The organism is Devosia beringensis (assembly GCF_014926585.1).
GTDB classification, from domain to species: Bacteria; Pseudomonadota; Alphaproteobacteria; order Rhizobiales; family Devosiaceae; genus Devosia; species Devosia beringensis.
On sequence record NZ_CP045422.1, the window covers coordinates 2,751,014 to 2,763,941 of the forward strand.

14 protein-coding genes are annotated in these 12,928 nt (G+C 62.5%); 4 read left to right on the forward strand and 10 right to left on the reverse strand.

All coding sequences use genetic code 11. From position 1 onward, the window contains the following. The first annotated feature begins 3 nt into the window (after window positions 1-3). The 3 genes from GDR53_RS13400 to GDR53_RS13410 all read left to right on the forward strand — a co-directional run bounded on the left by GDR53_RS13400 (window position 4) and on the right by GDR53_RS13410 (window position 1,821). Entirely contained in the window at window positions 4-849 is an 846-nt protein-coding gene (locus GDR53_RS13400; protein WP_193334974.1) for a cytochrome c1, read from the forward strand. Window positions 850-1,068: 219 nt separating this feature from the next. Further along, entirely contained in the window at window positions 1,069-1,263 is a 195-nt protein-coding gene (locus tag GDR53_RS13405; RefSeq protein ID WP_193334975.1) for a hypothetical protein, read from the forward strand. A 24-nt stretch (window positions 1,264-1,287) separates the two neighbouring features. Then, a complete protein-coding gene (locus GDR53_RS13410; RefSeq protein WP_193334976.1) occupies window positions 1,288-1,821 on the forward strand; it encodes an adenine phosphoribosyltransferase in 534 nt (177 codons plus the stop codon). 27 nt (window positions 1,822-1,848) lie between these two features. Here the strand turns inward: GDR53_RS13410 and GDR53_RS13415 are convergent, their stop codons facing one another. The 6 genes from GDR53_RS13415 to GDR53_RS13440 all read right to left on the reverse strand — a co-directional run bounded on the left by GDR53_RS13415 (window position 1,849) and on the right by GDR53_RS13440 (window position 5,931). Continuing rightward, on the reverse strand, window positions 1,849-2,250 hold the full coding sequence (locus GDR53_RS13415; protein WP_193334977.1) for a GFA family protein: 402 nt from the start codon (window positions 2,248-2,250) through the stop codon (window positions 1,849-1,851). 137 nt (window positions 2,251-2,387) lie between these two features. Then, on the reverse strand, window positions 2,388-3,407 hold the full coding sequence (locus GDR53_RS13420) for a TerC family protein (protein WP_193334978.1): 1,020 nt from the start codon (window positions 3,405-3,407) through the stop codon (window positions 2,388-2,390). A 158-nt stretch (window positions 3,408-3,565) separates the two neighbouring features. Then, window positions 3,566-3,910: a hypothetical protein gene (locus GDR53_RS13425; RefSeq protein WP_193334979.1), complete on the reverse strand. Its 345-nt coding sequence runs from the start codon at window positions 3,908-3,910 to the stop codon at window positions 3,566-3,568. A gap of 31 nt (window positions 3,911-3,941) precedes the next feature. Next, a complete protein-coding gene (locus GDR53_RS13430) occupies window positions 3,942-4,499 on the reverse strand; it encodes a MaoC family dehydratase (RefSeq protein WP_193334980.1) in 558 nt (185 codons plus the stop codon). Beyond that, the gene (locus GDR53_RS13435) at window positions 4,496-4,975 is read right to left on the reverse strand and encodes a MaoC family dehydratase (protein ID WP_193334981.1); all 480 of its coding nucleotides are present in this window, start codon (window positions 4,973-4,975) and stop codon (window positions 4,496-4,498) included. The genes GDR53_RS13430 and GDR53_RS13435 overlap by 4 nt, the downstream gene beginning before the upstream one ends. An 83-nt stretch (window positions 4,976-5,058) precedes the next feature. Further along, window positions 5,059-5,931, reverse strand: coding sequence for an AraC family transcriptional regulator (locus GDR53_RS13440; protein WP_193334982.1), 873 nt, complete (start codon window positions 5,929-5,931; stop codon window positions 5,059-5,061). A gap of 104 nt (window positions 5,932-6,035) precedes the next feature. Here GDR53_RS13440 and melA (GDR53_RS13445) point away from each other — a divergent pair, with 104 nt between their 5' ends. After that, window positions 6,036-7,490, forward strand: coding sequence for an alpha-glucosidase/alpha-galactosidase (gene melA / locus GDR53_RS13445; RefSeq protein WP_193334983.1), 1,455 nt, complete (start codon window positions 6,036-6,038; stop codon window positions 7,488-7,490). 130 nt (window positions 7,491-7,620) lie between these two features. Here the strand turns inward: melA (GDR53_RS13445) and melA (GDR53_RS13450) are convergent, their stop codons facing one another. Genes melA (GDR53_RS13450) through GDR53_RS13465 form a run of 4 tightly spaced genes read right to left on the reverse strand, consistent with a single transcriptional unit; the run spans window position 7,621 to window position 12,876 of the window. Next, window positions 7,621-8,988 carry an alpha-glucosidase/alpha-galactosidase gene (gene melA / locus GDR53_RS13450; RefSeq protein WP_193334984.1) on the reverse strand — a complete coding sequence of 456 codons (1,368 nt, stop codon included), beginning with the start codon at window positions 8,986-8,988 and terminating at the stop codon, window positions 7,621-7,623. A 12-nt stretch (window positions 8,989-9,000) separates the two neighbouring features. After that, window positions 9,001-10,671 carry an ABC transporter ATP-binding protein gene (locus GDR53_RS13455; protein WP_193334985.1) on the reverse strand — a complete coding sequence of 557 codons (1,671 nt, stop codon included), beginning with the start codon at window positions 10,669-10,671 and terminating at the stop codon, window positions 9,001-9,003. Between the two features lie 10 nt (window positions 10,672-10,681). Further along, window positions 10,682-11,812 (reverse strand): ABC transporter permease, encoded by a 1,131-nt coding sequence (locus GDR53_RS13460; protein ID WP_232846825.1) that lies wholly within the window; start codon window positions 11,810-11,812, stop codon window positions 10,682-10,684. A gap of 53 nt (window positions 11,813-11,865) precedes the next feature. After that, window positions 11,866-12,876, reverse strand: coding sequence for an ABC transporter permease (locus GDR53_RS13465; RefSeq protein WP_193334987.1), 1,011 nt, complete (start codon window positions 12,874-12,876; stop codon window positions 11,866-11,868). Window positions 12,877-12,928 lie beyond the last annotated feature (52 nt).

Consider the following 12,928-nt stretch of genomic DNA (forward strand, 5'->3'; position numbering starts at 1 on the left):
ACCATGTTCAATACCAAGACCATCCTGGCCACCCTGGCCGTTCTGGCTGGCCTGGCGGGCGTCAGCTCGGTGCAGGCCGCAGAAGACGTCGTGCATGTCGAAAAGCAGAGCTGGAGCTTTGCCGGCATTTTTGGCACCTATGACCAGAACCAGCTGCAGCGCGGCTTCCAGGTGTTCCGGGAAGTCTGCTCAAGCTGCCATGGCGCAAGGCTGATCGCCTTCCGCACCCTGGCCGAAGAGGGCGGGCCATCGTTCTCGGAAGAACAGGTCAAGGCGCTGGCCGCCGAATATGAAGTGGCCGATGCCGCAGCCGATGGTGGCGTGCGCCCGGCCGTGGCGGCCGACCTCTGGCCGTCGCCCTTTGCCAGCGAGCAGGATGCCCGCGATGCCAATGGCGGCGCGCTGCCGCCTGACTTCTCGGTGCTGGCCAAGGCCCGTGGTGTGCACGATGCCTTCCCGTTCTGGATGTTCAACTACTTCACCGGCTATTCCGAAGGCGGTCCGGATTATATCCACGCCCTGCTGAACGGTTATGAGGAAGAAGCGCCCGAAGGCTTCGAGCTGCCGGAAGGCAAGTATTACAACCACGTGTTCCCCGGTCATGCCATCGGCATGGCGCCGCCCCTGGCGGACGGGCAGATCACCTACACCGTTGAAGAAGGCCAGATGGCCGTGCCGGAAACGCTGGAACAGTATTCCACCGACGTTTCGGCCTTCATGATGTGGATGGCCGAGCCGCACCTAGCGGGTCGCAAGCAGACCGGCTTTGTCGTGCTGCTGTTCCTGATCGTCTTCGCCGGCCTGATGTATGGCACCAAGCGCAAGATCTGGGCCGGTATCGAGCACTGATCATCGGCCGCTTCGCGGTAAAATCGCCCCGGTGGGGCGATTTTAGATGATCAGGCCCGAAGAGCTACGCTCGCAGGGCACGAATACGCCGACCCATCAAATCAAAGGGCTCCCTTGCGGAGCCCTTTTCGTTACCATCACGCCGAATTCAGCCCCTTGCCATTTGGGCGGCGCGCCGCAACATAGGCCATACGCAAATCACCTGCGAGGGGAGCCCTGATGTCCGCCATTCGTCTTGCTGCGACCGTCGTTGGTGCCGCTGTCACCCTTTCGCGCAATCCGGTCGTGCGGGCCGGTATCCTGGCCGTTGCCAGCAATCCCAAGGCGCGCGAAGTGGCGGTCAATGTGACGCGCAATGCGGCCTATAGTGCCGGCGTCGTCGCCCGGCATCTGGTCGGCCGCCGGCTCCCCTGATTTTACCAGCTCTCCAGGATATTCATGTCGCTCGATCTCAAGGCCCTCGTGCGCACGATTCCGGACTACCCCAAACAGGGTATCCTGTTTCGTGACATCACCACCCTGATCGAGCATCCCGAAGGGTTCAAGCAGAGCGTCGAGGACATTGCCAGCCGCTATCGCGGGCGGGGCATAACCCATGTCGCCGGCATCGAGGCACGCGGCTTCATCTTCGGGGCCGGCGTGGCCATCGCGCTGGGCGTCGGCTTCATTCCGGTGCGCAAGAAGGGCAAGCTGCCCGGCGAGACCATCGGACAGAACTATGCGCTCGAATATGGCGTGGACACCATCGAGATCCATGCCGATGTGCTGGATGCTCGCCATGTGGTGCTGCTGGTGGACGACCTGATCGCCACCGGGGGCACCGCCATCGCCGCTGTCGGCCTGTTGCGGCGTACCGGGGCCCGGGTTGAGGGCGCCGCCTTCGTGATCGACCTGCCGGCGCTGGGCGGCGCTGCCAAGCTGGCCGGCGAAGGCGTCACGGTCAGCGCGCTGATGGAATTCGACGGACACTGAGCACCGTCGCAACGCCATGGCCAGGCGCTACCAGTTGTGGCGTCCGTCCAGCTGTTCCACCGTCACCTTTGACCAGTCGATATCGTCCACCAGCCGCAGGTTAAGGCCGAACTTGCGCTGGGCTGGTATGCCGCCGCCAGCGCCGTCCTTGGGCGTGCCATCGGCATTGTAGAGGCTGGCCCAGTCGGGGCTGTCGCCCCAGGTCTGCATGCCGCAATTGCCGCAGAAATAATGCTGGTGGATCTCGGGCGCCGTCGAGTAGCTGCGCTCATCGCTGCGCGACAGGAAGGTGAGTTCCCCTGGCGCGTAATAGGCCCAGACGGCGCCCGCACGCGCGCAATAGGTGCAGTTGCAGCTGGCCGCTTCAGTGGGGTGGCGTGGCAGTTCGATCTTGGTGGCGCCGCAATGGCAGGTGGCGATCAGGGTCATGGCAGGGCTCCTCGGTTGCCCCAGCCTGGCACCGCCCGATGACAGACCGTGTCAGGAGCGCCTGCGCTGCCATTCATGCCCACAAAAGCGGGCGGACGCCGGTGACCGGTCGTCCGCCCGCTTTCAAAGCAACTCGATCAGGGCTTGAGCTGACCGGTCTCGGGTTCGTCCGCAGCGCTGATGTCAGGCTCGTTGCGGGTCTTCCAGAGCGAGAAGATGACGCCGCCACCCAGGATGGAGAGGGTAACGATCAGCGAGAGCAGCGTGTCGATATGATAGCCCAGTGGCACCAGGAAGATCTTGATGCCGACCAGCACCAGGATGATCGCCAGCGAGGTCTGCAGGTAGCGGAAGCGGTTCATGGCGGCAGCGAGAGCGAAGTAGAGCGCGCGCAGGCCGAGGATGGCGAAGATGTTGGAGGTGTAGACGATGAAGGTATCCTGCGTCACGGCGAACACAGCCGGCACGGAGTCCACGGCAAAGATCAGGTCGACGACTTCCACCATGATCAAGGCCACGGCCAGCGGGGTCAGCCAGACAACCAGCTTGCCGGATTTGGGATCGGGCTGGCGGACGGTAAAATCGTGGCCGTGCAGCTTGTCGGTAATGCGGAAATGTTTGCGCAGGAACTTGAAGGCGAAATTGGATTCGATGTCCGGCTTTTCATCCTGGTGCTTGAACATGCGGAACCCGGTGAACACCAGGAAGGCGCCGAAAATGAACAGGATCCAGCTGAACTGGTAGACCAGGGCAGCACCCAGGCCGATCAGGATGGCGCGCAGGAATACCACGCCCAGAATGCCCCAGAACAGCACGCGATGCTGGTAAAGGCGGGGAATGGCGAGGAAGCCGAAAATGGTGGCGATGACGAACATGTTGTCCATCGCCAGCGATTGTTCGATCAGGTAGGCGGTATAGAATTCAAGCCCGGCTTCAGCGCCGCGCTGCCACCAGACCCAGCCGCCGAAGGCCATGGCGATGGTCACATAGAAGCCGTAGAGCTTGAGGCTTTCGGCTGCGCCGATCTCGCGCTCATCCTTGTGCAGGATGCCGAGGTCGAAAACCAACAGGGCAATGACAATGGTGACGAAGGCCACCCAGAAATAAACGGGCGTACCCAAAAATTCGCCCGTCAGGGCAGCAAACAGCGTTTCCATCGCCGGACCATCTCCATGTTCGTTTGGAGTGGCTCCGACATCACGAAAGCTTCAATGCTCTCGCCAGAGGGGCCCGGCGCCACCTAGGTTAGATATAGCGCGGCGCAATGAGTTCAAGCCCTGCGGCAGAAAAAATCTTCCAGCAGCGATGGCGGGTGTCAGCGGGGCGTGCACAGCATGACGATGGCATCGGCTGTTTCCAGCTGAATGGCCGCGACATAGGTGGGGTCGGCGATGACGCGTCCGGCGATGATGTTGCGCGCCGTCATCAACCCACCGTCATTGAACGCAACGCCGTCCTCGTAGCCGGTAATGGTGCCGGTGCCCGAGGCAGCGTCCCCCAGCGTGGTCGAGGCGAAGCCATAGACACTGCCATAGATGGTCAGGATGCCGGCCTTGGCGCTGGTTGTGTCGCGACAGCCCCAGTTGCCCTCAAAGCTCTGGGCAAAAGCCGGGGTGGCGGACAAAGCGGTGACGGCAGCAATAAGGGCGATTCGGTGCATGGGGACACAGTGCCGGTCTGCCGCCGCGCTTTCAAGCACGGCGTTTGAGAAGCGGGCCCAGCAGCGGCAATTTGCCGAGGGCCAGCATCAGCTTGAGGCGCAGCGGTGTCCGATAGTCGCGCAGCTTGGAAAAGCCGACCAGATCGGCGCGATAGACCAGTTCGCCGCGCTGGTTGAGCGCGGTCAGCCGGTTGAACAGCAGGCCCCAGCCGGGAATGGAGTTGGAGGCCCGCTTGTCGGTGACCACCAGTTCGTAGCTCACTGTGTCGCCGGGGCGGACGGGGACCTTGAAATCCATGGAATTGACGCCGGGGGAGGGGCCGGAGACGCCGGGCTCAAGGCCCATGGCCCGCAGGCGTTCTTCTTCGGCAAACAGTGTATCGACCATCAGGCGATGGCCGACGCTGACGGTGTGCCAGCCGCTGGCCACCAGGCCGCCGAAATGGCTGTGCTTGGCCGCTTCGGCATCGAGGTGAAAGTATTGTGCATCGTAAAGCGTGGCAAAGCGCACGATCTCGTCGGCGTCAAAAGTGTGGCTGCCGAGCGGATAGACCTCGCCCAGCACGATGTCTTCGAACCAGCGGGTCATGCCGGGGCTCCCGCGTTGCGCGTGTCGACCAGATTGGCCAGGCGCATGGTCAGCACCGGCGCGCCCTTCTGGTTGCGCACGTCGAAGTCGAGCGTGACAATGCCCCATTGCGGGTGCCCGGCCGAGCGACGCAGGTCGACAATGGTCACGGTGCCGCCAATGGTGTCATCGACCATGACCGGGTTCTTCCATTTGAGGTCGGAGAAGCCGAGCCCGCCGGCCGAGGCGATCTTGCTGAGGAAGGCGTCGACCAGCATGCGCAGGCTGAGTGCCCCGGTCTGCCAGCCGCTCGAGGCAAGACCGCCCAGCAGGCTGGCCTTGGCCGCCGCCTCATCGAGATGGAACGGGAAGGGATCGAACTCGGTCGCAAAGGCAATGATCATCGCCTTGGTCACTCGGGTCTGGCCCAGGGTGATGACTTCGCCGACGGCGAGATCCTCGAAATGGCGGCGATCGTGCGTGACAGGATTGGTCATGGGGTTGCCCTATACGTCAAGCGTGGTATTGCCCGTTTTGGTGCAGCAAGGCAACCCGGATCTGCCGAGCACCCAGATGCGCCTCATGTGCCTGCCGCCAGCCGCCCCGATGTCCGGAACTGCAGGGGCGCCATGCCGGTCTGGCGCCGGAAGGCCTTGGCCAGATAATTGGCGTCGGCAAAGCCGGTGGCCTTGGCGATGGCGGCCACGCTCATGTCGGTGGCCAGCAGCAGCCGCTCTATGCGCTCGATGCGGCGGGCCAGGACATGGGCCGAAGGCGCCATTCCAGTGGCCTGGGTAAACTGGCGCACGAAGTGGCCGCGGCTCATGTCGGCGATGTCCGCCAGGCGCTCGACCTGCAGCGGGCCGGTGAGATGGGCATCGATATGGGCGAGAACGCGGTTGATGGCAGGCGGCAGCGGCCGTTCGGTGGCGGCACTGGCTGCAAAGACGCCGTCATGCAGCGCCGCCATGGCGGCATAACTGGCGGCTGAGGCCTCGCCCGGGGTGATGTCGCTGCGCGCGATCAGCGTCAGGCAGGCCGCGGCCAGCCGGTCGACAATGGCAGGGGACAAGGTCATGACCGGCCCTGATGCATCGATGATCTGGCGCGCCAGCCGCAGGGATTCGCGGCCATTGAGCACCATCCAGAAATATTGCCAATGCTGGCCGCGTTCGAGCCAGTAGCGATGGGCATGGGGCAGGCTGAGTACCATGGTCTGGCCGGGTGTCAGCCGATAATGGACGCCGGCGAAATCGAGCCGGCCTTCGCCGACCAGCGTATGCTGGATCACCAGAAACGGCGCATCGCCGCGCTGCAGGCCGTCCCAGGAATAGACTTCGTTCAGCCGCTGCTCATAGCCGGCGCTCACGGCCATGCAATGGAGAGGCACGGCGCTCTTGGGCAGAGTCAGTCGGCGCACCTTGTGGCCATGGTCGATGAGTTCAGTGAGCACAAAATTACCCGCGATGGCACAAGCTTTCTCTACTATTCATGCGTCAGCAGCGGCTAGCAATATGACAACATATTCCTGCAATCAGTCGCACTGGATCGAATGCCATGTCATTCAAAGTTACCGTTATCGGCGCCGGCTCGATCGGCTTCACCAAGACACTGATCTCGGACCTGCTCAAGGTGCCAGAATTCGTCGGCTGCGAGTTCGCGCTGACCGATATCAACCCGGCGAACCTGGACATGGTCAAACAGGTGATCGAGACAATCGTGTCGGTGAACAAGCTGCCGGCCAAGGTCACCGCCACCACCGATCGGCGCGCGGCGATCACCGGCGCACGCTACATCATGAGCTGCGTGCGGGTGGGTGGGCTCGAGGCCTTCGCCACCGATATTTCGATTCCGCTGCGCTATGGCGTCGACCAGTGCGTGGGCGACACGATCTGTGCCGGCGGCATTCTCTATGGGCAGCGCAATATCCCGGTGATCCTGGACTTCTGCAAGGATATCAAGGAAGTGGCCGAGCCTGGCGCACTGTTTCTCAACTATGCCAACCCCATGGCGATGAACACCTGGGCGGCCGAGATGTATGGCGGCGTCAATGTCGTCGGCCTGTGCCACGGGGTGCAGCACGGCGCCCATCAGATCGCCAATGTGCTGGGCGTGACTGACGACGAACTGGACTATGTCTGCGCCGGCATCAACCACCAGACCTGGTATATCGACATCCGCGCCAAGGGCCGCAAGATTGAAGCCGATGAACTCATCGCCGGTTTCGAGGCGCATCCGGTCTATTCCAGGCAGGAGAAGGTGCGCATCGACGTGCTCAAGCGCTTCGGGGTTTATTCCACCGAGTCCAACGGGCATCTGAGCGAATATCTGCCCTGGTACCGCAAGCGGCCCGAGGAAATCGGCCGCTGGATCGACATGAGCGACTGGATCCACGGCGAGACTGGCGGCTATCTGCGCTACTCGACCGAACGCCGCAACTGGTTCGAGACCGATTTCCCGATGTTCAAGGAACAGGCCAACAAGCCGCTGAGCGAGCACAAGCGGACCAGCGAGCATGCCAGCCACATTATCGAGGCAATGGAAACAGGCCGGGTCTATCGCGGCCATTTCAACCGCAGAAACAATGGCATCATCACCAATCTGCCCGACGACGCGATCATCGAAAGCCCGGGCTTTGTCGACCGTTTCGGCATCAACATGATCGAGGGCATCACCCTGCCAACCGCCTGCGCCGCCACCTGCTCGGTCTCGGTCTCGGTGCAGCGGCTCTCGGTGGAGGCGGCCATGACCGGCAATATCGATACGCTCAAGCTGGCCGTGCTGCATGACCCGCTGGTGGGCGCTATCTGCACCCCGGACGAGGTCTGGGCCATGGTCGACGAGATGGTCGTCGCCCAGGCGCAGTGGCTGCCGCAATATGCCGATGCCATCCCGGCCGCCAAGGCGCGCATGGCCAAGTCGACGGTCAAGACCCGCGACTGGGACGGCGCCGCCCGCAAAAAGGTCCGCTCGGTCGAAGAACTGCGCGAAGTGGTGGGCGGTCACCACTAGGCCTTCAGAGATGTCCTCCCGGACAGGGCGCCCTCCGGGGCGCCCTTTTTTGTTGATCGGTCTGGCACGTGCCGAAAAAGAGCTCGGCCCCGCAGCAGAGCGCCGCGAGGCCGGTTCTCGTGGGAGAAGGTCAGGCCACGCGCTGCTTGCGCGGGCCCTGGGTCCAGCCCGGCAGCATGCTGCCATGGGCTTCGATCAGGTCGTCGACGACGTTCCAGATCTGCTCGAGATCGAGTTCGGCGGCGGTGTGCGGGTCCATCATGGCGGCGTGATAGATGTGCTCGCGGTTTTCTTCCATCATGGCGCGGACGGTCAGTTCCTGCACATTGATATTGGTGCGCATCAGCGCGGTCAGCTGTGGGGGCAGTTCGCCGATATAGGTGGGCTGGATGCCGTTGTCGTCGACGAGGCAGGGCACTTCGACGGCCGCATTGTTGGGCAGGCTGGTGATGACGCCGTTATTGCGCAGGTTGCCGTAGATCACCGAAGGCTCGCCGGTCCAGACCGAGTTGACGATGGAACTGGCGTATTCCTTGGACTGCTTGACCTCGATGCGGTCGGCCTTCTTGTAGTCCTCGGAGGTCTGCTTCCACTTGGCGATCTGCTCGACGCAGCGCTTGGGATATTCGTCGAGCGGAATGCCGAACTTTTCGATCAGGTCCTCGCGGCCCTCCTTGATGAAGTAGGGCGTGTATTCGGCGAAGTGCTCTGAACTTTCGGTGACGAAGTAGCCCAGGCGCTTGAGCATTTCGTAGCGCACCTTGTTGGGGCAGCGCGGATTCCATGTCGGTTTTGGGGCGCGGCCTTCGGCATAGGCGCGGTGCAGTTCGGGATAGAGATCCTTGTAGGAGCCGTCGGCCTGGCGATGCTCAAACTTGAGATAGAAGGCCATGTGGTTGATGCCGGCCGAGCGGTAGCGGATGTTCTCGTAGGGAATGTCCAGATCGTGGGCCAGCTCCATGGCCGTGCCCTGTACCGAGTGGCAGAGGCCGACCTGCTTGATGGTGGGGTATCTTTCCGAGATGGCCCAGGTGTTGATGGCCATCGGGTTGACATATTGCAGCATGATCGCCTCGGGGGCGACCTGCAGCATGTCCTCGCAGATGCTCCAGAGATGGGGCACGGTGCGCAGGCCGCGCATGATGCCGCCCACGCCCAGCGTATCGGCGATGGTCTGGCGCAGATTGTACTTTTTGGGAATGTCGAAATCGATCACCGTCGAGGGCTCGTAGCCGCCGATCTGGAAGCAGACGACGACGAAATTTGTGCCATCGAGTGCCTGGCGCTGATTGGAAAATGTCTCGACCCTGGCCGAAACGCCCAGCGTGGCGATCAGCTTCTTGGCGATGATTTCGCTCTCTTCGAGCCGGGTGGGATTGATGTCCATCAGCCGGATCGTGGCACCTGCCAGCGCGGGGCGCTGCAGGATATCGCCGACGATATTCTTCATGAACACCGCCGAGCCGGCGCCGATGAAAGTGATTTTTGGATTTGCCATAAATTAATGCTCCTAAGCGGCTATGTCGAACGCAGCGCGGACAAGGCGCTGGGTATATTCGGTTTGAGGATTGGTGAGGACGTCGGCCACAGGCCCCTGTTCGACGATCTTGCCATATTGCATCACCATGACGCGGTGGCAGAGGGCGCGAACGACTTTGAGGTCGTGGCTGATGAAGAGATAGGAGAGGCCCTTTTCATCCTGCAGCTTGCGCAGCAGGTCGATGATCTGGGCCTGGACGGACAGGTCGAGCGCCGAGGTCGGCTCGTCGAGCAGGATGAATTCTGGCTCAAGCGCAATGGCACGAGCGATGGCGATGCGCTGGCGCTGGCCCCCCGAAAATTCGTGCGGGAAGCGGTTGAGGATGGTGTCGGGCATGCCGGCATCAACCAGCGCCTGGCGGACGCGGTCGACGCGCTCGCGGCCATTGGCGCCGATCTGGTTGACGATCAGCCCCTCTTCGATGATCTGGCGGATCGACATGCGCGGATTGAGGCTGGCAAAGGGGTCCTGGAAGACGATCTGCATGCGGGAGCGGAGCGGGCGCATGGCCGCACGGTCCTTGTCGTGGATCGGCTCGCCATCAAAAAAGATCTGGCCGCCCTGGTTGCCGATAAGGCGGATCAGCGCCTGACCGAACGTGGTCTTGCCCGAGCCGGATTCGCCGACAATGCCCAGCGTTTCGTGGCGCATCAACTTTATGTCGAGGTTGTCGACAGCTTTGAGCTCGAAGAAGTCCGGTTTGAAGAAACCGCCGCGCTTGAGGGTGAAGCTGACCTTGACCTCCTTGCCTTCCAGCACCGTCTCATGAGCGCCCTCGGCCAGGGGCAGGGCCGTGCCCTTGGGTTCGGAGGCCAGCAGATGCTTGGTATAGGCGTGTTGGGGATTGGCGAAGAGCGCTTCCGTGGCATTGTGCTCCTGCACCCTTCCGTTCTGCATGACATAGACATATTCGCTGAACTGGCGGACGATGGTCAGGTCATGGGTGATCAGGATCACCGCCATGCCGTACTTGTCCTTGAGATTGTCGATCAGGTGCAGGATCTGGGCCTGTACAGTCACGTCCAGCGCGGTGGTGGGTTCGTCGGCGATCAGCACGTCGGGACGGTTGGCCAGGGCCATGGCGATCATGACGCGCTGGCGCTGGCCGCCCGAGAGTTGGTGGGGGTAATTGTTGAGACGAGCCTTGGGCTCGGGGATCTGCACTTCCTCGAGCAGGGCCTCTGCCTTTTTCATGGCGTCAGCCCGGCTCATGCGGTTGTGCAGGTGGAGGACTTCGCAGAGCTGCTGGCCGATGGTGTAAACCGGGTTGAGGCTGCTCATCGGCTCCTGGAAGATCATCGCCAGGTCGTTGCCGCGCAGCTTGCGCATCTGTTTGTCGGTCATGGTGACGATGTTCTGGCCCGACAGGGTGATCTGCGTCTCGGGCAGGATGGTCGCGCGCTTGGTCAGAAGCTTCATCAACGTGCGGGCGGTCACCGACTTGCCGGAGCCGCTTTCCCCCACCAGGGCGATGGTTTCGCCCTTGTGCAACTGGAACGACACATCGCGCACGGCGTTGACGGTGCCGCCCTCGACCTTGAAGTCCACGCCGATATTGCGGGCGTCGAGGATCAGTTCGCGGCCATGGCTGCCAAGGTCGTGGCGATCGTTTGAGACCGGCGTGAATTTGGGTTCGTTCATGGGCCGGTCCTCAATAGGGGTCGATGGCGTCGCGCAGGCCATCGCCCAGGGCGTTGAACGCGAACACGGTGATCAGCACGAAGATGACGGGGCTCAGAATCCAGGGATAGGAGCCGATCACCGAGAAGGTACCGGTGTCCTGCAGCATCAGGCCCCAGGAGATCAGCGGCGGCTTGACCGCAAAGCCGAGGAAACCCAGGAAGCTTTCGAGCAGCACGACCGATGGCACAGCCAGGGTGATCGAGACGATGACGTGGCTGAGCACATTGGGCAGGATGTGCCGGGTGATGATGCGGCTGTCCGTGGCGCCGACGGCGATGGCGGCACGCACATATTCGATGCGGGCCAGGGACAGGGTTTTCGAGCGCACCTCGCGGCTCAGCTGCGCCCAGCCGAGCACGGCCATGACGAAGATGACGAAGCTCAGGAACACATTGGACGGCGCGGTGACCGGGATCAGGGAGGTGAGCGCCAGATAGAGGGGCAGTTGCGGGAAGGCCAGCACGAACTCGACGAAGCGCTGTACCCAGTTGTCGAGGCGACCGCCGATATAGCCAGAGCTGATGCCGACCAGCGTGCCGACAATGGTGGTAATGGAGACCACGGCCAGGGCGATCATCAGCGAGATGCGCGAGCCGATGATGCCGCGGCTGAGGATATCGCGGCCGAACTTGTCGGTACCCAGCAGCTGGATGGGGCGACCGTCGGTGGTGCCGAAGAAGTGGATATTGGCCGGGACGAACCAGAACAGCTGGTAGCTGTGGCCGGTGACGAAGAAGCCGGTGGGTGTCGGGTCATCCTTGATCAGCCCGGTCAGGGGCTGGAAGGTGACCGGGTCGAACTCGCCGGTATCGCCGACGGGATAGACCCAGGGAATGAGGCTGAAATTGCCCTGCGGGTCCTCGAAGGCAATGACGTCGGGTGGCGCGAAGGGCAGGTTGGCCTGCTTGGGATCCATTGGCGCGAAGAAATCGGCGAATATCGATACCAGCAGCATCAGCGCCACCAGGATCAGCCCGATCATGCCCATGGGCGAACGCCTGAAGCGGCGCCAGACCAGGGTGGCATAGGTTTCGCTGCCGGAGCCATAACGGCTGACCGGGGGGATATGCTCGGTGATGTCCTCGGCGGGGGTCGGCATCGGGCCGCCAGCATCGGGGGGCAGGGGAATGGCGGAGCGGGTGCGGGTATCGGTCATTCTGCGGCTCCCCCGAGACGAACGCGCGGATCGAGGGCGACCAGCAGGATATCGGATATGATGTTGCCGATGATCAGGGTCACGGCCAGCACCAGCATGAAGGTGGCGGTGACGAAGACGTCGCCGACGCCCATCGAGCCGACAATGGCGGGGCCGACAGTGGCCAGACCGAAGACGATGGCGACCTCGATCTCACCGGTCAGCATATAGGGCAGTACGACGCCCTGATAGGCGACCAGCGGGTGCAGGGCATTGGGCACGGCGTGCTTCATGATCACGGCGCTTTCCGGCAGGCCCTTGGCGCGTGCAGTCTCGACATACTGGCTGTTGAGCACGTCGAGCAGATTGGCCCGCATGACGCGCATATTGTAGGCGAGGCCGCCAAAGGTGGCGATGAAGATGACCGGCCAGATGTGCTGCATCAGATTGACGAACTTGTCCCAGCTCCAGGCCGCGCCGCCATATTTGGCCGAGAAGAACATGCCCACTTCCGAGACGTTGAGGCGGAAGACCAGGAAATAGAGAATGATGATGGCCAGCAGAAAGCGCGGGATGGTCATGCCCAGGAAGGAGATGATGCCCAGCCCGGTATCGATCCAGCTGTACTGGCGGGTGGCGGCGACGATGCCCAGGCCAATGCCGAGCACCGAGGCCAGGATATGGCAGGTCAGCGCCAACATGATGGTGGCGGGCAGCCGCTCGGCGACCACATTGCCGACCGGCTTGTTGTAATAGAGCGAATGCCCGAAATCGAAGCGGGTCAGGATGCCGCCAATCCAGTTGAAATACTGGATTACCAGTGGCTCGTTCAGGCCGTTGGCCTCGCGATAGATCTCGGCCTGGGCTTCGGCCTGGGCGGGCGGAACGCCGCCCTGGTTGATCAGCATGGAGCGGATGGTGTCGCCATAGTCGCCGGGTGGCGCCTGGATGATGGCGAAGGTGACGAGACTGAGGACGGCCAGCAGGGGGATTGCGCCCAGGATGCGCATGACCAGAAAGCGAAGCATGGGCGAAACCTTTCATTGGTGGGCAGGGGGCGTACCCCCTGCCGAGAGTCTT

Bases quoted from the DNA above. Each gene is read 5' to 3' on its own strand.
- GDR53_RS13400 (WP_193334974.1), top strand. From the start codon at position 4: ATGTTCAATACCAAGACCATCCTGGCCACCCTGGCCGTTCTGGCTGGC.
- GDR53_RS13435 (WP_193334981.1), bottom strand. From the start codon at position 4,975: ATGACCAATCCTGTCACGCACGATCGCCGCCATTTCGAGGATCTCGCC.
- GDR53_RS13465 (WP_193334987.1), bottom strand. From the start codon at position 12,876: ATGCTTCGCTTTCTGGTCATGCGCATCCTGGGCGCAATCCCCCTGCTG.
- GDR53_RS13425 (WP_193334979.1), bottom strand. From the start codon at position 3,910: ATGCACCGAATCGCCCTTATTGCTGCCGTCACCGCTTTGTCCGCCACC.
- GDR53_RS13420 (WP_193334978.1), bottom strand. From the start codon at position 3,407: ATGGAAACGCTGTTTGCTGCCCTGACGGGCGAATTTTTGGGTACGCCC.
- melA (WP_193334984.1), bottom strand. From the start codon at position 8,988: ATGGCAAATCCAAAAATCACTTTCATCGGCGCCGGCTCGGCGGTGTTC.
- GDR53_RS13405 (WP_193334975.1), top strand. From the start codon at position 1,069: ATGTCCGCCATTCGTCTTGCTGCGACCGTCGTTGGTGCCGCTGTCACC.
- GDR53_RS13455 (WP_193334985.1), bottom strand. From the start codon at position 10,671: ATGAACGAACCCAAATTCACGCCGGTCTCAAACGATCGCCACGACCTT.
- GDR53_RS13410 (WP_193334976.1), top strand. From the start codon at position 1,288: ATGTCGCTCGATCTCAAGGCCCTCGTGCGCACGATTCCGGACTACCCC.
- GDR53_RS13460 (WP_232846825.1), bottom strand. From the start codon at position 11,812: ATGCCGACCCCCGCCGAGGACATCACCGAGCATATCCCCCCGGTCAGC.
- GDR53_RS13415 (WP_193334977.1), bottom strand. From the start codon at position 2,250: ATGACCCTGATCGCCACCTGCCATTGCGGCGCCACCAAGATCGAACTG.
- melA (WP_193334983.1), top strand. From the start codon at position 6,036: ATGTCATTCAAAGTTACCGTTATCGGCGCCGGCTCGATCGGCTTCACC.
- GDR53_RS13430 (WP_193334980.1), bottom strand. From the start codon at position 4,499: ATGACCCGCTGGTTCGAAGACATCGTGCTGGGCGAGGTCTATCCGCTC.